The sequence below is a fragment of the Paludibacter sp. genome (assembly GCF_009712605.1).
Taxonomy (GTDB): Bacteria; Bacteroidota; Bacteroidia; order Bacteroidales; family Paludibacteraceae; genus Microbacter.
Genome location: NZ_WASO01000009.1, coordinates 63,870 through 86,383, shown reverse-complemented (window position 1 = coordinate 86,383; position 22,514 = coordinate 63,870). Strand labels below are relative to the sequence as shown.

At 43.8% G+C, this 22,514-nt stretch carries 13 protein-coding genes; 12 read left to right on the top strand and 1 reads right to left on the bottom strand.

Annotation, left to right across the window (positions count from 1 at the left end; genetic code table 11):
* Positions 1 to 4 precede the first annotated feature (4 nt).
* The 12 genes from F8N35_RS07440 (at position 5) to pafA (ending at position 21,109) form a co-directional block, all read left to right on the top strand.
* Positions 5 to 1,858, top strand: coding sequence for a phage tail tape measure protein (locus tag F8N35_RS07440; protein WP_293050833.1), 1,854 nt, complete (start codon positions 5 to 7; stop codon positions 1,856 to 1,858).
* 2 nt (positions 1,859 to 1,860) lie between these two features.
* Entirely contained in the window at positions 1,861 to 2,424 is a 564-nt protein-coding gene (locus F8N35_RS07435) for a phage virion morphogenesis protein (RefSeq protein WP_293050831.1), read from the top strand.
* The gene (locus F8N35_RS07430) at positions 2,421 to 2,951 is read left to right on the top strand and encodes a hypothetical protein (RefSeq protein ID WP_293050830.1); all 531 of its coding nucleotides are present in this window, start codon (positions 2,421 to 2,423) and stop codon (positions 2,949 to 2,951) included. Before F8N35_RS07435 ends, F8N35_RS07430 begins: the two co-directional genes overlap by 4 nt.
* A 252-nt stretch (positions 2,952 to 3,203) precedes the next feature.
* Positions 3,204 to 3,725, top strand: coding sequence for a FecR family protein (locus F8N35_RS07425; protein WP_363928374.1), 522 nt, complete (start codon positions 3,204 to 3,206; stop codon positions 3,723 to 3,725).
* A gap of 397 nt (positions 3,726 to 4,122) precedes the next feature.
* Complete coding sequence (locus F8N35_RS07420; protein WP_293050828.1) at positions 4,123 to 7,395, top strand: TonB-dependent receptor; 3,273 nt, start codon at positions 4,123 to 4,125, stop codon at positions 7,393 to 7,395.
* Positions 7,396 to 7,441: 46 nt separating this feature from the next.
* Positions 7,442 to 9,058 (top strand): RagB/SusD family nutrient uptake outer membrane protein, encoded by a 1,617-nt coding sequence (locus F8N35_RS07415; protein ID WP_293050827.1) that lies wholly within the window; start codon positions 7,442 to 7,444, stop codon positions 9,056 to 9,058.
* A 398-nt stretch (positions 9,059 to 9,456) separates the two neighbouring features.
* Positions 9,457 to 10,599, top strand: coding sequence for a DUF5009 domain-containing protein (locus tag F8N35_RS07410; protein ID WP_293050825.1), 1,143 nt, complete (start codon positions 9,457 to 9,459; stop codon positions 10,597 to 10,599).
* 83 nt (positions 10,600 to 10,682) lie between these two features.
* The gene (locus F8N35_RS07405; protein ID WP_293050823.1) at positions 10,683 to 12,893 is read left to right on the top strand and encodes an alpha-N-acetylglucosaminidase; all 2,211 of its coding nucleotides are present in this window, start codon (positions 10,683 to 10,685) and stop codon (positions 12,891 to 12,893) included.
* A gap of 3 nt (positions 12,894 to 12,896) precedes the next feature.
* Complete coding sequence (locus F8N35_RS07400; RefSeq protein WP_293050821.1) at positions 12,897 to 14,444, top strand: glycoside hydrolase family 28 protein; 1,548 nt, start codon at positions 12,897 to 12,899, stop codon at positions 14,442 to 14,444.
* Positions 14,445 to 14,589: 145 nt separating this feature from the next.
* Positions 14,590 to 16,986 carry a GH92 family glycosyl hydrolase gene (locus F8N35_RS07395; protein ID WP_293050819.1) on the top strand — a complete coding sequence of 799 codons (2,397 nt, stop codon included), beginning with the start codon at positions 14,590 to 14,592 and terminating at the stop codon, positions 16,984 to 16,986.
* A gap of 96 nt (positions 16,987 to 17,082) precedes the next feature.
* On the top strand, positions 17,083 to 19,368 hold the full coding sequence (locus F8N35_RS07390) for a GH92 family glycosyl hydrolase (RefSeq protein ID WP_293050817.1): 2,286 nt from the start codon (positions 17,083 to 17,085) through the stop codon (positions 19,366 to 19,368).
* Positions 19,369 to 19,450: 82 nt separating this feature from the next.
* Positions 19,451 to 21,109 carry an alkaline phosphatase PafA gene (pafA, locus tag F8N35_RS07385; protein WP_363928368.1) on the top strand — a complete coding sequence of 553 codons (1,659 nt, stop codon included), beginning with the start codon at positions 19,451 to 19,453 and terminating at the stop codon, positions 21,107 to 21,109.
* Between the two features lie 104 nt (positions 21,110 to 21,213).
* Here the strand turns inward: pafA and F8N35_RS07380 are convergent.
* Positions 21,214 to 22,514 (bottom strand): MBG domain-containing protein (locus F8N35_RS07380; RefSeq protein ID WP_293050815.1); only part of this gene is annotated, 1,301 nt, incomplete at its 5' end.

The window sequence follows — 22,514 nt, the reverse complement described above, 5'->3', positions numbered from 1 at the left end:
ACTCATGGCAGGAGGAATAGCCAAACTACAACTACTTATCGACCTGAAAAATAACCTTTCGGCAGGACTTGACAAAGCAAAAAAGATGGTAGACAAATCCTGTGGAGGTATGCAGGACAAACTCAGCTCTTTGAAGTCGAAAAACATTGAAGTTTTTGACGCTATAAAGAGTGAAGTACCGGGCGTTGGTTCTGCTTTGTCTATGCTTACCAATCCATACGTGGCCATAGCTGCCGCCGTGGTTGCCCTCGGAGTCGCGTACTACCAATGTGTTGATATGGCGTTGAATTGGCAACAGGGGCTTGCAAAGATCAATGTAACAGCGCAACTTTCGCAAAAAGAACTGGGAAATCTATCAGACAAACTTTTGGAGATTGGAGAAAGGAACGTTGCGCCCATTGAGCAAATACCGGATGCTTTCAACAAAATTATTTCGGCCGGCCTCGACGTAAATACATCTCTCAAGGTATTAGAACCGACATTAAGAGCTGCCAAAGCCGGATTTACAGACGTAGGAGTAACTGCGGATGCGGCAGTAGGCGTTATGAATGCTTCCGGGCGGAACATTAATACAGTCTATGATGCTCTTTTTGCAACTGTAAATAAAGGTAAGGCAGAATTTAAAGACGTAGCGCAGTATTTGCCCAAAATTATACCCGGTGCTAGAAGTGCCGGGTTAGCACTTGAAGAAACCGCCGGAGCATGGGCGTTTTTGACGGCGCACGGAATGACCGCCGAAAGAGCTACAACGCTGGCCGAAAATGCTTTCAAATCACTTGCAGACCCAAGTAAAATAAAAGCATTCAAAAAACTGGGTATATCGCTGTATGATTCACAGGGACAAATAAAGCCATTAATCAACATCATTGATCAACTTTCAGTCAAAACAAAGAACATGAGCGACCTTTCGCGCGCAAAGTTCTTTGGTAAGATTGGGCTTGACATGGAAGCGGCTTCGTTCTTTTCATCCGCTACACAAGACATGAAAGGATTAAGGGAAACCATTGACTTTGTAACCAATAGTCAGGGACAATTGAATGAAGCATACAAAAATTCCATGACGCCACTTGACAATTTCCACATCATTCAAAATATGATAAAGGGAACTATGATCGAAATAGGACAATCGGCGCTACCATTAATCAATTCTTTAGGTCAGGGTATCCTTGATATGATAAATTGGTTTAAGAACTTGTGGAATACTTCGGCAGCATTCCGTGATATAATTGGATTTATAGGTACTGTGGCTAAATTCTCGTTTAACATGGCTTTAGTGCCTATGAAAGCTATTGTCGGATGGTTTCAAGTTCTTGGAGGTATAATAAATTGGGTTATCTCATTAATACCGGGTATGAGTGGAGGATTCACGACAATGTACAACAAAATACGTCCTTATCTGGTATGGATTAAAGAGTTTCTTACCGGAATATTACAGGTACTAAGAGGCATTGTAACTTTCAACATGAACGACATAAAAGGAGGCGTTAATAGCATCCGAAATATGTCCATTGATGAAATAAGGAAGAAACTTGCTGCCGATGATAAAACCCACCAGTTAAAAGCACAAGGCAAAGCAGATCAGTTGACAGACGCCAATGCCAACGGAGTTCCAGATGCAACTGAAGGAACCGGTAAGAAAGGTAATGATAACTCATTTGCAAGTAGTGCCGCAGGTGCAGATGCAAAAACCATCAGCAGAGGCAGCCAAACCAAGAATACGACTATTAATATCGGTTCGTTTATTGACAAATTCAGTCCGCAAAGTCAGTCTATAAATGGCATGAATCGCGATGAGTTAGAACGTTGGCTCACTGAAATGTTTATGCGTGTTGTACGTAGCGCAGAATTAGCTAATTAATCATGTCAATAGTAGTAGACACACGCGACTTTATACGCAAATGCGATGCCATTTCAAAAGCATACAGCCGTATGCCTAACGAAGTGGCCGCAATTGCCGTAAATTTCAGCAAAGAACGATTTGTTGAACAAGCATGGTTGGATGTAACCAAAACCAAATGGAGGCCATTAAAACGCAAAAGAAAAGGGAATAGAAGTAATACCGTTTTAGTTGCAACAGGACGGCTTAAACGTAGCATTCGTAAGATTTACGCAGATACAAATCGTGTCATTATCGGTACTGATGTTCCTTATGCAGAAATTCACAATAATGGAGGCACTATTAAAGAGACTGTGACCGTCAAGCAGCATAATGTAGCAGCTTACAAACGTAAGGCATATAGTCGAACTAGAAAAGGACGTACAGAGAAGATTAAAGCCGGTACCGTTAAGGCTCATGTAGTACAATCACATCAGCGAAAGATGAATCTCACAATAACGGCACGTACTTATTTAGCCCCAAGTTATACACTGACACAAAGATGTTATTTACACATGACAGTTCAATTTATAAAAGCACTGAAATGATCAATCAATTATTAGAGTTATACAAGCTCATCGACAGCAAAAAAGCATCGTTTTCGGATGCCGGGTTATCACCTGACTTCTACATAGACATTTTCAGAGGTCAACCCTTACACCCGGAACTATACGAATACTTTGGTATTCCTGCTATATTTGTAGATTACACTATGCGCGGACAGGGAAAAGGAAACCCTCGTACCATTACATTAACCTTGCATATAATTACGGATACTATGCCTGATTGCTCTAATATTTCAGAGCAAAAGGATGATGGATTAAACCGCTTTTTGTATCTGTACAAGCTTCAACAGATATTAGAAGGTGCAAAATTGGGCGACACAACAGGACTCGTTTTTATTGACGAAGCTCCGGTTGAAATACCGGTGGTTAATTATCATACCCAATCATATAGTTTTAATGCGTATTTAAGTTCAATGTGTGGCAATGCCTCAAATGTTTTGGGTGAAATAAAGAGGCTGAACATTTATGGAAGTCTATTTAAAATCGGCTCAAATATAGCAAAACAATAAACGCACTTTTGTTATCATTGTCTTTTGTCCTTTTGTGCATACATTGATGATAACAGGTGTTATCATTCGGCAAAACAAAATAAGCATTTTTGCTTTTACCTATTGGTATCCGCAGAAATGCTTTATTTATGAGGTTTTTAGGCGTTTTTTATCCGCTCTTTTACCATCAAATATCCAATGCCTTTTTTTTCTGTACCTTTGTATCTATCAAATAATCAAGGTTTTTATATTAGATATTAAAATGTCTCTTTTATTCTGCCCCTTAAGGAAGCTTATTTTGAAGTGGCAAAAAATCCGCATATGCCTTTTACGGTCAATGGTAAAGAGATGGCGGTAAAAGTGCTGGGAACAAAATTCAATGTGCGTTCGTACAGAGAAGATCCCACGGTGGATATTACGTTGCTCGAAGGGTCAATCAGTCTTACAAATCATTTGGCTGACAATTCGGTTCCTTGTTTGCTGAAGCCCAATGAGAAGGCGACCCTGAACAAACAAAACGGCCAGATGACAATTGAAAAAGTACAGGCTTCCGACTGGAGTGAATGGACACGCGGCAAGTTGGTGTTTGACGCAGAACGCTTCGGTCAGATCATCCGTCGTCTGGAGAGAGAATACAATGTAAGCATCAATGTAAAAGACAGTGATTTGCTGAATCGTAAATTTTACGGTGATTTCCGCAAGGCACAGTCGATACAGGAAATTTTTGATATTATGACAGCAGGTAATCAGTTTCATTATAAATTTAAAGAAAGTGTGATTACCGTTACCAAATAGCTTTATTATCTACCTTATAATTGAATACTAACCTTATAAAAACACTCAACTTATGCCAAAGACATAACCCTTCCTCATAAAAAAATGCCGGACGATGTTGCAGCATCCCCCGGCAGGCTCGTTCTGGCGAACGATTGTTGTTTTAGATTCCGCAAAGCTACAAAAACTTTCCGAAACTCAATCAACATCAATTTATTGGATTATCCGACAGGGGCTCTCCCTGAAACGGACTGGTATTTCCTTGCCTATTCCGAAGTGATCAGGTAAGTATCTGGATGAATAATTAAATTTCAGTCTATTAATTGATTAGGTAGCGAAATTCTTATCATATCAACTTATTTTTATACAGATAAAGCGATAAGTATTTCAAACTTCATTAACACAAAATCATTTTCGTATGAAAAAACTCAGGTATTTTTTATTTTTGCTGGTGCTCGTTATGGCAACATCTGCGTTTGCTCAGCAAAAAAAAGTAACGCTTTCGCTTGAAAAAGTGACGGTAAAAGCGGCTTTAGAAGCTTTGAAATCACAGAGTGGACTGTCGTACTGGTTTGATGCCAACGATGTCAATATGCAAAAAGTTGTTTCCGTCAACGTAAACGGTAAATCGGTTGACGAAGCATTAAAAGTGATCCTACAGGGACAAGATGTTCGTTTCGAAGTGAAGAACGACCATATTGTTATTACAAAAGTAACTGCACAATCTCAAAAAGCCTCTGAATCACAGGCTTTCGGAGAACCCCGAAGAGTATCAGGAAAAATCACCGATGAAAAAGGGAATCTGTTGCCGGGCGTAACGGTAATGGTAAAAGGTACTTCTGCGGGGACAATTTCGGACGTGAACGGACATTACGAGTTAAGCAAAGTGCCTGCCGGTGCTGTTTTGGAATTCTCTTTTGTGGGGATGACCAACCAAAGCGTAAAAGTTGGCTCGCAATCCATTCTGAATGTTTCCCTGAAGGAAATGGATACCAAGCTGAATGAAATCGTAGTTGTAGGTTATGGAACAACTACTAAAAAAGGCCTCGTGTCATCTGTTACTTCTGTGAAGACAGACGAACTGAACAAAGGTGCCATTACCGATGTCGGTCAGTTGTTGCAGGGTAAAGCTGCCGGTTTGAACGTAACGGTAAGTGGTGACCCTACCCGCAAATCAAGTGTTATCCTGCGTGGTACATCCACATTGAACAGCTCGATGGAACCATTTTATGTAATCGATGGAATTCCCGGAGCAGATATTTCGCTGGTAGCTCCCGACGATATTGAAACTATCGACGTATTGAAAGATGCTGCTGCTACTTCTATTTATGGTAACCGTGCTGCCAATGGTATTATTATGGTAACCACAAAAAAAGGTAAAAAAGGGGTGACACATATTTCATACAATGGATATGCCGGTATCGAAAATGTGACCAACAGCCTGAAACTTATGAACGGATCTCAACTGCGCGATTTCTGTAAAACAACCGGTCAGAACCTGACAGAAGATACCGGTGCCGACACAGATTGGCAAAAGGCCATTCAGCGTAGCACTGCTTACTCTACCAATCACAACCTTTCGTTTAACGGTGGTAGCGAGCATAACAGTTACAGTGCAAGTTTGAACTACTCTAACAAACAGGGTATTATCCAGACAAGTAATCAAAGCAAGGTTGTAGCCCGTGTGACTTTCGACCAATATGCTATCAACGACAAGGTAAAATTCGGTTTGTCAGTTGCAAACGCAAGAGTGGTGTCTGATTATGTGCCATTGTTGGGTGCCGTGTTGTACCAAACAGCTTATCACTTGCCAACCTCTCCGGTAAAAAATGCAGATGGTTCTTATTTTGAAAACTTCACAAAGAATGGCTATTTCAATCCTTCAGCTATTATTAATAATGCTCAGAGCCAATCTAAAAATAATAACCTGATTGCAGCATTTACCATCAATGCAAAATTACCTTTCGGTCTTACTTATGACATGAGTTTGTCATACCAGAATTATAATGCACTGTACGGTGAATACTACAACTCCTATTTGTATCAATACAATGGTTCTGTGTTCTATAACAACCCTGATCCCCCCAGCACACGTTCAATTGTAACATTCCAACCGGGTGGTTCTGCTTTGAGAAATAATTATCAGACCACGAACACCGTGTTTGAAAACTGGTTGACATGGAATCGTACTTTTGGCGCTCATTCTATCAATGCAGTTTTGGGGTATTCTTTCCAGAACGATATTTACGGTGATGGTTTTCAAGCAACAAATGCAAACTTCCCTGTAAACAATATGAGCTTTAACAACCTTGCACTTGGTAACTATTCCACAATTAATGGCTACAGAGTTGATTTTGGCTATGATCAGGCTTACTCTAAGACTCGTTTGATTTCAAATTTTGCCCGTTTGAACTATAACTACAACGACAAATATTATCTGCAAGGGTCATTGCGTCGTGATGGTGGATCTGTATTTGGTAAAAACAACCGTTGGGGTTACTTCCCATCAGTGGGTGTATCCTGGAGAGCCGGTCAGGAAAGCTTTATTCAGAAAATGAATATCTTCTACGACCTGAAATTCAGAGGTAGCTATGGGGTTACCGGTAACTCAACAGGTTTCAGTGCTTATACCGCACAGTTCCTTTCCGGACCAATGGGTAGCTTCAATTACAACGGAGGTTCAATGATGTCGTATGGTCCTAACAAAGCGGCTAATCCTGATTTGAAATGGGAAAAAACAGCAACAACCAACTTCGGGTTGGATGCATCAGTTTTGCAAGGGAAATTGAGCTTTACATTTGACTGGTACAACAAAAATACTACCGATATGATTTACTGGTACGATGCAGATATTCTTCTTGTTCCTGCAGGAGGTCTTTGGGCTAATGGCGGTAGCATTAATAATAAGGGTATTGAATTGAGTGTTTCGGCTACTCCGGTGAAAACAAGATCGTTTACCTGGAAAACAAGCCTTAACCTGGCTCACAACAAAAATACGATTACCAGTCTTTCTAATCCCTATTTTTCAGGTGGAGACTCCATTCGTTATACACAGCCTGACGGCGGTGGACAAACAGGAAGTACTTTGCAGATTCGTAAGACAGGATATCCGCTTGGACAGTTCTTTACACTTATTTATCAGGGAAAGAACAGTGCAGGAGTATCTCAATACCTGGCAAAAGACGGAACTTTAACAACCAATCCTACTACATCTGATTATCGTTATGCCGGCAGTCCTCAACCGAAGCTGAACTATGGCTGGTCTAACAGCTTTACTTATAAAAACTTTGATTTGAGCATCTTCCTGCGCGGTGTTTATGGCAACAAAATATTCAATGCAACACGTGCAGATTTGTTCCGTCCTTCAACAGCTGCTTACACCAATATTTTGGTTGACGCCGCAAATGAATCGGCTAAAGATGGAAATGCGTTCAGATATTCTTCCCGCTTTATTGAAAGTGGCAGCTATCTGCGTTTGGAAAACATGACATTAGGATATACCTTCAAGAAACCGATCAAGTATATCGAAAACGTTCGTCTTTACAGCACAGTAAACAACCTGTTTGTAATCACCAAGTACAAAGGAGTGGATCCTGAAGTAAATATGGGTGGTATGTCCCCGGGTATTGATTCTAACAACTTCTATCCCAAAACAAGAACTATTTTGTTTGGAGTCAATGTCAATTTTTAATATATGAAGTCCTTGTGGCATTAGTATAAAAATAAAATATAAACACATGAAAAAGAGATTTAAATACATATTGTTTTCGGCTTTAATGTCGACTCTTCTGGTATCATGTTATGATTTGGATGTGCCTGTCACAACCCAGATTACTCCGGATACATATCCGAAAGATTCCGCTCAGTTTGTAGCGTCTGCAGGTGTTGTGTATGCTGCTTTGAGAGGCAACTACGCGATGGATTATTATTTTGTTACGGAGCTTAGTACCGATGAAGCCATATTACCCGCTCGCGGTGGTAACTGGTATGATAATAAGGGATACCGGAATTTTCACTATCATGAATGGACTCCTGACTACGGTTGGGCTGTAAGTTGCTGGGACTGGTTGTCTCGTATTATCGGATATGACAATCAGACCATGTATATTCTGCAATCAAATATGCCGGAAGGAACGACCAAAAACCGGATGTTGTCGGAATTGAGAATGGTACGTGCATTGGCATATTTTTATATGATGGATCTTTATGGTAATGTACCTATTGTAACAACCTATGGCGATTTTGAACAAAAAGCCAAAACGGATCGTAAAGAGGTGTTCAATTTTATAGAGAGTGAAATCAAAGCTTGTTTGCCTAATCTGACAACGAATGTGAACGCAGTTACATATGGTTATCCTACCAAGTATATGGCTTATGCGTTGTTGGCTAAGATGTATCTGAATGCAGAATACTATACAGGTACAAAACGTTATGATGATTGTATTGCTGCCTGCGATAATGTTATTACTTCAGGTAAATACACACTGGCAACTCCGAGCAACTATTTGCAAATGTTCTATCCGAACAACGGACCTTCTACTCCGGAGTTCATCTTTGCTATTCCTTTCGATCCGTCATATACGGCTTTAGGAGGAACTAATGGTATGATGTATCGTGCACGTTACGATGTTCCCCGTTCGGAAAAGGCGAAGTTCGGATTGCCATTTACTCCAAGTGCTCCTGAAAGTACTTTGCCTGAGTTTTATGCCAACTTTGATGATCCGAATGATATTCGCAACAAACAATGGTTGACCGGATTGCAGTACATGAACGATGGTGTTACTCCAATTATGTTAACCGTTAAGAAAAAAGCATACGATCAATATTATTCAGGAAGTGATCCTGATGCTAATATGACTTATCAGGTTAATTTAACTCCGAACATTGTTTTACGTCAGGATTCTATCCTGTTTGATTGCGGAAACGACGAGATTGCCTGGAATATGGGTTATCGTAACATCAAGTTCTATCCTGATGCTTCATCGACCAGCCGTAACCAAAACAACGATATGCCGGTGTTCCGTTATTCGGACATTCTGTTGATGAAAGCCGAAGCTATCCTTCGCGGTGGCAATGCAACAAACGGACAAACAGCTTTGTCATTGGTGAACGATGTACGCAGTAAGAGAACAACGTCTACTCCGTGGACAGCTGTTACTCTGGATGATTTGTACAAAGAAAGAGCTCGCGAATTTGCGTATGAAACATGGCGTCGTAACGACATGATTCGTTTCGGTAAATTTGAAGGCAAATGGGGCTTTAAAAAAGATGCCAGTGTGTATCGCCGTATTTTCCCGATACCGACTGCTGCAATGATCAAGAATCCAAAACTGACCCAAAACCCGGGTTATTAATTAGACTGATTTAATATTTAAGGCTGTCGACTGTGTGATGCTGAGTTGTGTTGTTGCAGGTCGGCAGCCTTTTATTTATCGAAAATTTTGCAGAATTATTACTGATTTAAGCTAAAGGTGTTTATATATTAGAGTATGTATCGAATAGAATTATTACGATATTGATTAATACTATTTTGTTCAGACCTCTCCTCTCACGACGACTTCGTGTCGGAGTCAGATATTTATCGTCTGACCTAGCCTCCTCTCCCAAGGAGAGGCGGAACACGACAGTAAAAATATGAGATAAAACTCATTAATACAGATGCAAAGCCCCTCTCTTAGGGAGAGGGGTTGGGGAGAGGTCAAACGCTGAATTTAAGAAATAAATTAAACGGTATTTATATATTGATTTGATTATGAGACAGGAAAAGGGGATACAATCTTCACGTCTTTTATCGCTGGATGCACTTCGTGGTTTCGATATGATGTGGATTATCAGTGGCGAAATTATTATTCATGCTTTGGCAAAAGCTTCCGGCGATCCCGTATCTCAATGGATGTCCGACCAGTTGCATCATACGCCGTGGAATGGATTTACCTTCTACGACATGATCTTCCCGTTGTTTATCCTGATTGCCGGGGTATCAATGCCGTATTCTTACGGTAAAAAACTGGAAGGGAAAGAAAATGAAGTTTTGAAAATTGCCAAACGACATGCATACAGAGATTTAATCAAACGAACACTGATTTTGATTCTATGTGGTATGGTGGTGAATAAAGCCCTTCAATTCAACGGTTACGAACAAACCCGTTTTGCCAGCGTGCTGGGGCGTATCGCTTTGTCCTGTTTCTTTGCCGCTATTATTTTTATGAACTGCGGGTTGCGAACGCAGATTGTTATTTTTCTTACATTGCTGATAGGTTACTGGATTTTAATGATAACAGTGCCGGTGCCGGGTTATGGTGCCGGAGATTTGACGAAGGAAGGAAATTTGGAAGGGTATATCGACCGGCTCTTTTTGCCGGGCAAGTTGCACCGTGTGGTGTACGACCCCGAAGGAATCCTTTCAACCATCCCGGCTATCGGAACTGCTATGCTGGGAGTATTCACCGGACAGTTTCTGCGCAGGGAGTTTGCCTCCATCACACCGTTTAAGAAGAGTCTGATGATTGGCGGAGCCGGTGTGGTGCTGATGGGTCTCGGCCTGCTTTGGGATATCGTTTTTCCAATCAATAAAAATATGTGGACCAGCTCGTTCGTACTCTTTGCCGGAGGACTGAGTCTGGTGTTCCTCTTTGTATTTTATCTGGTTATTGACGTGTGGGGTCTGAAAAAATGGAGCATGCCATTCGTATGGATCGGCACTAATTCCATTCTTATCTACATGGCTGCTCACGGAGTCATCGATTTCAAATATACTTCTACATTCCTGTTCGGAGGCATGGTTCAATCTTTGTCAGAGGCTTGGCAGGAGGTGTGGATCGGTACCGGAATGCTGGCCTTGCAACTGACCTTGCTTTATTTTCTGTACAAAAAGAGATGGTTTCTGAAAGTGTAGGTCTTTTACACTAACCAAAATTGTTTTTCTTTGCATCTAACCAAAAATTGAACCTTGCGTTTCGAATCATCAATTTGCTATTTATGACAACTTTCAGAAACCTCTTTTTGTGTTTATTACTGATGGTCGGATTAGCTGTCCAGGCTGCCGGTTTGTCTGTGGATGCTTCCCGGGCATTGATTAAGCGTATTGTGCCGGCTCATGCCGACAAATTTATAGTGGAACCGTTGACTGTCAATGATGGGAAAGACGGTTTTGAATTGTCGTCTCGCGGCAATAAAATTGTGCTGGCAGGTAACGACGGTGTTGCCGTCGCTTCGGCGCTTTACTACTACCTGAACGAATATTGCCATTGTCAGATTACATGGAATGGCGTGAACATGCATCTTCCGGCACAACTGCCGAAGATCGAAAAAAAAATAACGAAATCATCTCCTTACGACTATCGCTATTACCTAAATTATTGCACCTACAACTACAGCATGAGCTGGTGGGACTGGAAACGTTGGGAGAAGGAGATCGACTGGATGGCATTGCACGGTATCAATATGCCGCTGGCCATCACGGGCGAAGAATACGTTTGGAACGAGGTGTACAAAGAGATGGGTTTTACCGGTAAGGAACTGGAAAACTTTTTCTGCGGTCCGGCTTATTTCTCGTGGTTTTGGATGGGCAATCTGGATGGGTGGGGTGGCCCACTGCCTCAGTCGTGGATGAATCGTCAGAAGGATCTTCAACTAAAAATTCTGCAACGCGAACGCGAACTTGGCATGAAGCCCGTGCTCTCAGCCTTTACCGGTCATGTGCCGGCAGCTTTCAAAGAACGTTTCCCCAATGCCAAACTGAAACAAACCAATTGGAACAACGGTTTTGCCGATACCTATATTCTCGATTCGGAAGATCCGTTGTTTGCTGAAATCGGGAAGAAATACCTGCAAAAGCAGACTGAACTTTTCGGTACCGATCATCTCTATTCTGCCGATACGTTCAACGAAAACGAACCACCGTCCAATGAACCGGAATTTCTCTCCAAACTGAGCGCCCGGGTGTATGAAGGTATGCGTCAGGCTGACCCAGAGGCTGTCTGGGTGATGCAGGGCTGGCTCTTTTTCAGTGATCGTAAATTCTGGAACGCACCACAAGTAAAAGCTTTGTTGGATGCCGTGCCTAACGACAAGATGATTCTGCTTGACTTGATTACCGAGTATGAGCCGGTGTGGAAACGAACCGAAGCCTACTACGGAAAGCCCTGGATTTGGAACATGCTGCACAACTTTGGGGGCAATATCAGCCTTTTCGGACAAATGGATAGAGTCGCCACACAGCCGGCAGCAGCTCTTGCCGATCAAAATGCAGGCAAATTGAAAGGCATCGGTCTGACGATGGAAGCCATCGAGCAGACTCCGGTGTTGTACGAACTGATGATGGAAAATACCTGGCGTACGTCTGCTATCAATCTTGACCAATGGTTGAAATCGTATATACGCAATCGTTATGGAAAGGGAACTACAGCTTCCAACGCCGATATGTTCAAAGCATGGCAGGTATTAAAGAGTACCGTGTACAACGGCAAGGATATTCGCGATGGTGCCGAATCGATCCTGACCGGTCGCCCGACTTTCGACTCGGCAACCGTTTGGACAAAGACACGCCTTAACTACAAACGCGAGGAGCTGATTCCGGCTTGGGATTTGTTTGTGAAAAATGCTCCGCTCTACGCAAATAGCGACGGTTTCCGTTACGATCTGGTCGACCTGACTCGTCAGGTGCTGGCTAATTATGCCCGTCCGTTGCAGGTAAAATGGACGAAAGCATATCAGGATAAAGATTTGGCTGCGTTCAAAAAACAAAGTGATGCTTATCTGGAGCTGATAAGCGACATGGATCGTTTGCTGGCTACCCGTACCGATTTCTTGTTGGGAAAATGGCTGGCTGATGCTCGCAGTTGCGGAACGACAGAATCGGAAAAAGCCCTTTACGAACGCAACGCCCGCGACCTGATTACGCTTTGGGGCGATGCCGACAGTCCCCTGCACGAATATTCCTGCCGTCAGTGGAGCGGCTTGCTGAACGACTTTTACAAAGTGCGTTGGCAGAAATTCTTTGCCGAAACCGAAAAAGCGATGGCTGCGGGAAAAGAAATAGATGTGAAAGCCTTCGGGAAAGAGATCTCTCAATGGGAGTGGCAATGGGTAAACCAACACAAGGATTTTCCTATTCAGGTTTCGGGCAATAGTGTGCTGGAAGCGCAACGATTATACAAAAAATACAGAAATCAACTTATTAACAAATAAAATATGATACGAAGAACCTTGAAAAACGGATTATGCGTTCTTATGCTATCGTTACCGGTATGCTTGTCTGCTCAATCGAAGATAGTAAACGTTACCTCGTTAGGTGCAAAAGGTGACGGTGTTACAAAAAATACGGTGGTGATTCAGAAAGCGATCGATCAGGTTTCCGCTGCCGATGGCGGACAGGTAATTATTCCTGCCGGTCGTTTTGTAACCGGTGTGATAAAACTGAAATCGAATGTGGATCTTCATCTGGAGAAAGGTGCTTACCTGCTCGCCACAACCCAGCGGATTGATTATGGAAAAGGGCCTGCCTCGGCACTTATTGTTGCTGATAAAGCAGAGCATATTGCACTAACCGGCTATGGAGTTATCGACGGGCAAGGGGAAGGTGTGCTGAAAGATCTTCAGGTATTGCTTGAGGCCGGAATCATACAGGACAATGAATGGAAAACAGAAAACCCCTGGCATCAGGTGCGTTCGGCAGAAATAAATCGTCCGATGTTGATTAATTTTGAGGATTGTAACGATGTGCAGGTTCGCAACATTGAACTCAAAAACGGTTCGTGCTGGGTGCAACGGTACGAAAATTGCCGCAACATGGTATTCGACGGTATTAAGGTGGAAAGTAACACCTACTGGAATAACGACGGAATTGATCTGGTGGATTGTGTGAATGCGCTTGTTACAAATAGCTTTTTCAATGCCGATGATGATGGAATTTGCCTGAAATCGGAAAAACGGAATCACTGTTGCGAGAATATTACGGTTGAAAATTGCATTGTCCGTTCAAGTGCCAATGCCGTGAAACTGGGAACGGCCTCTCATGGCGGTTTCAAAAATATCTCTATCCGCAACATCAAAGTGTACGATACCTTCCGCTCTGCCGTAGCCATTGAATCGGTTGACGGTGGCATTCTGGAAAACATCGACGTGAACAACATCAAGGCGGTAAATACCGGGAATGCGTTTGTGGTTCGTCTTGGGCATCGTAACAAGGATGAGGTAGTCAGTCAGGTGCGCAATGTTTCTATCCGCAACATGACTGTGGAGGTGCCTAAAGAAAAGCCGGACAAAGGTTATCCGATGGAAGGCCCGGCGTTGCGCTATCCGCACAATGTATTTCCATCTTCTGTGACAGGTCTTCCGAATCATCCGGTACAGAACGTAAAACTGGAAAATATCGAAATTGTTTACCCTGGTGGCGGAGACAAAAACGTGGCTTGTGTTGCTATCGATTCTTTGGCGAAGGTTCCCGAGAATCCCGCCGGCTATCCTGAATTCTCGATGTTCGGCGAACTGCCTTCGTGGGCATTTTACAGCCGCCACGTGGAAGGTTTGCAACTGTCGAACGTGCGTGTCTCCTACAAAGAGGAAGATTTCCGTCCGGCATTTGTTTTTGACGATGTGAAACAGTTGCAATTAGACAATGTTAATGTGATGAGCGGCAAAGCAGCTCCGGCTGTGGTTCTCAGCAATGTGAAAGGCTTCGATACCCGTAACGTGCAGTTGCCGTTTGATAATGCAACGGGAATTGTGACGCTGAAATAATTTGGATTTTGCCTCGGAATGTCATCCATTTGGGTCCAGCGACTTCCAAGTCGCTGAAAGAGATATGCGAGTTGGAACTCGCATCACCCGGTTAGATCAGAATATTAGGAGAAAGTACAAAAGTTTGCATATAAGCAGTCGTCCGATGTCAACACGTTTTTGGGAATTTAGGAATCGTCTATTAGCAATATTGCTGTGGATTATACTTCCGTTCATGGCATTTGCTCAACGTCCTGTCGATCGTGTCTATCCCTGGCTCGATTCGGCTCATTCGCGCTGGTTCTATTTTTCGTCGGCTTGCCGTCCTTTTGGTATGGTGAGCCTCTTTCCCGACAACAGAACCGATGAGGACTGGGATAGCGGTTATCGCTACGAGGTAGATTCTATTCAGGATTTCAGTCATGTACACGAGTGGCAACTGGCAGGAGTCGCTGTTATGCCGGTAAGTTTTGATATACGAGACAAAGCCAAACTCTTCAACGACTATTCTTCGCATTTCTTGCATTCAAAGGAAACCGTTCGTCCGGGCTATCATTCCGTATTTTTGGAAAAGTATCAACTTCGGGCCGAATTAACAGCTACTAACCGGGTCGGTTTTCACCGTTATACGTTTCAGAATACAAAACAACAAGGCATTATCTTGGACCTTGGAAAGCATCTTGGACCTTCGGATATTTCGGAAGGCGGCTTTGTAAAGGTAAGCGATTACGAAATTCGTGGCTATGTGGTAAATGCTCCTACTTTTCGCCGGAGTCGCAGCGCAACCGTTTATTTTTCGGCAGTTTTCAATCGGCCTGTCAAAGAAATTATTCTGAAAGAAGGAGCCGAACAACGAAACAGTATCAGCAAATGGAGTGGAAAAAAGGGAGTGATTCTGCTCACCTTTGCCAATCAATTGAAAGAACCTTTGTTGCTGAAAGTGGGCATCTCTTACACCAGCGAAGAGGGTGCCGCTAAAAACATGAAAGTGGAAGCTCCGGAATGGAATTTCGATGCTGTGCGGCAGGATGCCGAAAATCAATGGAACAGCATGTTGTCGCGTATTCAGATTGAGGGCGGAACCGATTTACAACAGCAGCGTTTCTATACCGATCTTTGGCATGCTATTCAGGGGCGACGCATCATCAGCGATGCCGACGGAAAATATACCGATTGTACCGGACAGCAACCGAAGGTGAGTCAACTGCCATTAGATGTAACCGGAAAGCCGAAGTTCAATATGTACAATTCCGATGCTTTCTGGGGTGCCCAATGGACGTTGAACACGCTGTGGCAATTGGTTTATCCCGAAGTGGCCGAAGAGTTTTGCAATTCGTTCGTGGAATATTACAAAAACGGGGGGCTCATTCCCCGCGGACCGTCGGGCGGCAATTATACCTTCGTGATGACGGGAGCCTCGTCCACACCATTCTTTGTGGCAGCCTGGCAAAAAGGAATTCGTGGATTCGATATCGAAACGGCATATGCAGGCCTGAAAAAGAACCATTTACCAGGCGGTATGATGAGCAAGATCGGCTATGAGCACAATACAGCTAAAGGAGGCGGACTGGAATTTTATATTGAGCATGGTTATGTTCCGTATCCGCTTTCCGATACTATTTACGGCATGCATCAGGATGGAGGTACCATCACGCTCGAAAATGCCTATCAGGACTGGTGTCTGGCTCTGTTAGCAAAGGCATTGGGCAAAACGGAGGATGCTGCTTATTTTACCCTTCGTTCTGAAAATTACCGGAATATCTATAACGCGAAAGAACGGTTTATGGTGCCGAAAGATAAAAACGGCAACTGGCAGAAACCGTTTGATCCGCTGATTACCAACAAAGGTTTTGAGGAGGGTAACAGTGCAGAATATACCTGGTTTGTGCCGCATGATTTACCGGGATTGTTTACCTTGATGGGCGGAGCCGATTCGGCAGTCGTACGGTTGAATAAACAGTTTGAAGTCTCCGAATGGCATCGTTTCAGTAACGAACATACGGAAATGGCAGAACCTGGAGTGGTAGAATTCGGAGCCGTAAAAGCACCGTCGGCAGCCCGCAAATTTATCAACGATCAACGCACATGGACCAACTATTCCAACCAACCGGGTACGCAGATGGCCTTTATTTTTAACTATGCAGGTGCTCCATGGCTTACGCAATACTGGAGTCGTATGGTGGTGGATAGCGCTTACAGCAAGGTGTCGCCTTACTATGGTTACAACGGTGACGAAGATCAGGGAATGATGGGTTCGCTCAGTGTATTGATGAAACTGGGATTGTTTCAGATGACCGGCGGTTGCGAAGCTGATCCAAAATATGAACTGGGTAGCCCGCTGTTTTCAAAGGTAACGATTTCGCTGAATCCCAATTACTATAAAGCCAAACAGTTTGTTATCGAAACATCTCATAACGATAGCCAGTCGCCGTATATTCAGTCGGTGATGTTGAATGGGAAGCCGTTGAATAAATTCTATTTTCGCCACTCGGATATTGTGAACGGTGCCCATTTGCTGATAGATATGGGACCTGAACCCAATAAAAACTGGGGCAAAGAATGATTTACCATTAAGAAATTAAGAGTGTTAAGGAGATTTCTCAACTAGCTTAATGCCTTAATGGTTTGTTGTTGTAATCGTAATTAATTTGCTTACAAAATGAAACGTCTATTTTTGATCTTGAGCCTGCTTGGAGTTATTGCTTTCGGTCAATTGCTAATGGCCGGAAACCATTTCCAATATGTTGATCCGTTTATCGGTACGGGCAAAGGGAAAGGCGGTCTGGGAAACGTAACCATCGGGCCGTCGTGTCCGTTCGGAATGATAAAGCCGGGACCAGATAACAACAAGGGATCCAATAGTGGCTATTTAGCCGATACCTTGCAACCGATTTACGGTTTCAGCCAGACGCATGTTAGCGGTACCGGCGGTGGACCGAAATACGGCAATATTTCCGTGATGCCTTTCTCTGGCGAAGCGGAATCCATCCAGCAAACTTCTTTACGGACAAACGAAGTAGCCAAAGCCGGTTATTACAGCGTGTTGCTCAAAAAATGGAATATCCGGACGGAGATTACTGTTTCTCCGAAAGTGGCATTTTACCGTTTTGTGTACGGAAATAAAACAAAAAGTCTGAAAATTGACGCAGGCGATTTTCTTGGTGAGAAACCGATCCCTGATTCACGGGAAGCGCAGCAGTTTGTGGGCTCGGAGGTGCGGGTGGAGTCGGATTGTGCCGTTAGCGGCTATTCGCGCATTCGTGGAGGCTGGAACAATGGCGATGCTTACACGGTCTATTTCTATGCCGTAATCGATCGTCCGTTTGTCCGTTTTACCACATGGAAAGGAAATAAGCTGAGCAACGGAGCAAAAGTACAGGTTGATACCGGTGAGAAAACCGGAGCTTTGCTCTATTTCGACGATGCTTCCGGCGATACCGTGCATTTGAAGATTGCTATATCGTTTATCAGTACTCAAAAGGCAAAACAAAACCTTGAACAGGAGGTTCCTCACTGGAGTTTTGAACAACTGCGTGCCGAAACGGAAAACCGCTGGGAGAATTTGCTGAAACGCATTGAATTCTCTGATGAGGCGACACCCGACCAGAAGAAAATGTTCTACACGGCCTTGTACCACACCATGCTGATGCCGGTCGACCGCACGGGCGAGAATCCGAAATGGACATCTGACCAGCCTTATTACGACGATTTTTATGCTATTTGGGATACCTATCGTTCATCGCATCCGCTCATTACGCTGATTGCCGAATCGCGACAGGTGGATATTGTGAAAGCGCTGCTCGATATTTACAAACGTGACGGCTATCTGCCCGATGCCCGTAGCGGTAACTGCAACGGTCGCACGCAGGGCGGTTCCAACGCCGAAGTACTGATTGCCGATGCGTATGTGAAAGGGTTGAAAGGGATTGATTACGGTCTTGGGTTGCAGGCAATGCTCAAAGATGCTACTGTACCTCCGGGTGGAAATGAAGAGAAAGAGGGTCGGGGTGGCCTCACCGATTACAACACGCTGGGTTATGTCTCCGACCGCTTTGTGCGTGCCGGTAACCGTACCCTCGAATATGCTTACGACGATTATTGCATTGCCCGTGTGGCAAAAGGTCTGAATCGCATGAGCGAATACCGTCGTTTTCTGAAACAGTCGGATAACTGGCAGAATCTGTGGCGCGATATCGAAGATCACGGGGCACGTGGTTTTATTATGCCCAAAGATGCCTCTGGGCGATGGATTGATAGCATACCCTGCGATATTACGAACGGGCAACGGGAGTTTCTTTTATACACTCCCACGGCGCAGGATTGGCCCAACTGCCTTTGCTGGTGGTGTGGATTTTTCTATGAAGCGGGTTCGTGGGAATACTCGTTCTCGATTCCACATAATGTAAAGAAACTCATTGAGAAATGTGGTGGCGAAGAGATGTTTCGTAAGCGACTGGACACATTGTTCGAGAATGGCTTTTATAACGTAGGCAATGAGCCATCGTTTCTCACTTCATGCCTTTATCACTGGATCGGCCGACCTGACCTGAGCAGCGAACGGACGCGCAAAATCATCACCGACAATTACGATGCTACCTCATGTGGTATTCCCGGAAATGACGATTCGGGAGCTATGTCATCGTGGCTCGATTTTCACCTGATGGGTCTTTATCCCAATGCCGGACAGTCGTATTACCTGATTACTTCACCGTTTTTCCGCCAAACAAAAATGCATATGGAGAACGGTAAAACCTTTGTTATTACGGCAAAGAATCTTTCCGAGAAAAACCGTTTTGTCAAAGCGGCAACATTGAATGGAGTGAAATACGATAAAGCTTGGATTGAACATGCCGACGTGGCTGCAGGAGGTGAACTGTTGCTCGAAATGGGAGATAAACCCTCGCAGTGGGGCACAATGCAATTGCCACCCTCTGGAGAGTTTTAAGTATAACGTTCCATAATTGCATCAATTTTCCATAAGTGGAGTTGGTGTATAAAATTGATATTCATTATTTAAACAATCAGATATGTTTTGCAAACGATATTTTTTATTGACTATTTTATCCCTGACGATGGTCGGTTTGGTGCCGGCTCAAACGACACACAAGCAGTCAGCTCAACTCGGACGTCCCAAGCTGGTGGTGGGCATTGTAGTCGATCAGATGCGGTGGGATTACCTCTACCGTTATTACAACAAATATGGAGAAGGCGGGTTCAAACGTTTACTCAACGAAGGATTTTCGTGCGAAAATACCATGCTCAATTATATTCCTTCTATTACAGGAGTTGGACACGCATCAATCTTTACCGGCTCGGTACCCTCTATTCATGGCATTGCCGGTAATTCGTGGATTGATCCGGTTTCGGGCAAATCGGTCTATTGTACGGATGATTCCACTGTCGATGCGGTAGGTGTCGCTTCTTCGCCGAAAGGTAAAATGTCGCCACGCAACCTGATGGCAACCACCATTACCGACGAATTGCGCATGGCTACCAATTTCCAGTCTAAAGTGGTAGGGGTGTCGTTAAAAGACCGGGCTGCTATTTTGCCTGCAGGGCATAATCCTACAGCCGCTTTTTGGTTCGATGAGGCAAGCGAACAATTTATTACCAGTAACTACTACCTGCAACAACTGCCCGAATGGGTTCAGAATTTTAATGCGACAAAACCGGTGGAAAAACTGATTGAAAACGGTTGGAATACACTATTGCCGATTAATCAATATACAGAAAGCACACCAGACGATTCGCCCTGGGAGGGTTTGTTGAAAGGGGCCGAAAAACCGGTCTTTCCATACGATTTGAAAAAAGCGTTCGCTCAGGATCGTAGTTCGTTTGAACAGACCCCGTTCGGAAATACCGTGACCTTGCAGTTTGCGCGTGCAGCAGTAGACGGTTATCAGCTGGGACAATCGGGTACCACCGATTTCCTGACAATTAATTGCGCATCAACAGACCATGCGGCTCATTTATACGGCCCGAATTCAATTGAATTGGAGGATGTCTACCTGCGTCTTGATCGTGACTTGACCTCCTTCTTCAGCTATCTGGACACAAAAGTAGGAAAGGGCAATTATCTGGTTTTCCTTACGGCCGACCATGCCGGAGCAAATTCGGAAGGCTACCTGGCAGAACATAAAATGCCGACGGGTTTGCTGGATGAAGGTATTGCCGGAACTCTTAAGAAAAGAGTGGGGAAGGAGTTTGGTTCAGACAAGCTTATTGCGCGTGTCGGTACTTTTCAGGTGACATTCAACAATCACGTGGTGGATAGTTTGCAGATCGATAGAGAAAAACTGAATGTTTTTGTCGTTGATTTTCTAAAACGTCAGGACGGTATTTTGTATGCTGCTGATCAGAACAAACTGGCTATTAGTTCTATCCCCGAACCCATCAAAACAATGGCAATAAACGGTTATAATCCGCAACGTAGCGGTTCTGTAGTGTTTATACCTCAGGCCGGATGGACTCCCTCTTCGTATACAAAAGGTGCCAATCACAGCCTTTGGAATCCGTATGATACACATATTCCATTGCTGTTTATGGGTTGGAAGATCAAACACGGAGCATTGAACCGTAGGGTAAATATAACGGATATTGCTGCCACGGTTGCCGCTTTATTACACATTCAGATGCCAAGTGGGTGTGTGGGATTGCCGGTTACGGAGGTGACGGACGAAAAGTGATAAGTCAAAAATAATTGCCGGTTCATAAAATCAAGAGGCTGTCTCAAATTCAATTGAGGCAGCCTCTTTCGTCGATTCAAGCGAAGAGTCCAGACTGGATTGTTTTATCTTGAAATTATAAATTTGCCTGAATAATAATAGGTTTCGCATGCTAACCGATAAGTGTACAAGCCCAAAGGAAGACTCGAGAAGCATTGAATGATTGTCTCCTGATCAGCTGTAGCTTCATTATTCGCCAATCTGATTATTTCAGAGCCTGTTGTGTTATAGATGACCACAGTAACCTTCCCCGAATGCTTTGGCGTAAACTTGAAATTAACAACAGAACTTCCCGGCGTTTGATAAACAATAACTTTCATGGGTTGAGCTTCCGTTGTGATTATCCCTGTAGGCAAATTAATGCGATCTGTTATTGTGCCCGAATCGCTATTATAGTTGCTGTTTCCTGCAAATGACCAAGTGTCGGTATATGTATCTACCGTTGTATGTCTGGTCAAACTCAGATCAAGCCAACTGCTCAAATCTTCGCCAACTACCCCGGTAGCAGTTCCCGTTGCAATATGCTCATTGTTGTCGAATTTGACATCGTAAGGAACGACAGAGATAGTGGCATTGGCTTTGGAAATCGTAAAATTGAAAGGCACAGACGATGCTCCGCTATAATTTTCGTCAGCTGCAAGGGTAGCCACAACCTGATACGTGCCAGCATTAGTCGGAGGTGTTGAGCTTTCGCTGTATGAGGTAGAACCTGTGCCTTTGTATGCATAAGAGATTGCTCCGGTTGATCCTGTATGTGTGGACGTTGACGGACCTTGCGGAGAACCATTGTAGGTGTAGCTATTGACGCCTGTTACGGTAATTGCGGAAGTAGCAGAAGTTATCGTGAGCATAGCACCCGTAAAAATGATCGAATAATTACTGCTCAGCGTTAAGCTACCCTGTCTGATAGCATAACTACCCACACTTTCTCCGGCATCGCGCACTAATGATCCGCTAAATGTGTCACTACCTGCCAATTCAGGAGCATTCGTAAACGTAAGAGCAGGATCCGGGTCTCCGTGCGTTTTACTCTGTGCGTTTGCGGTTACAGAAATACTCTTTGTAGTTATGGTTAACGTATTGTCAGTTTTCGTTATGCTGTAATTCGGATTGCTTCCTAACGTTATTGAGATAGGATAATCACCAACATCGGAGAGTTTTACAGCAGTAGTCGCCAATGAATAGTTTACAGCATCACCACCAGTAACAATACCGTTGATCGTGGCCGTCAGTGTTGGATTATCATCTCCGTATGTTTTGGATAGATGGTTTGTTGTGATTGTTGCTGCTTTGGTATTTATCGTCAGTGTATTGTCTGTTTTCGTGATGCTGTAATTCGGATTGCTTCCCAACGTTACCGAAATAG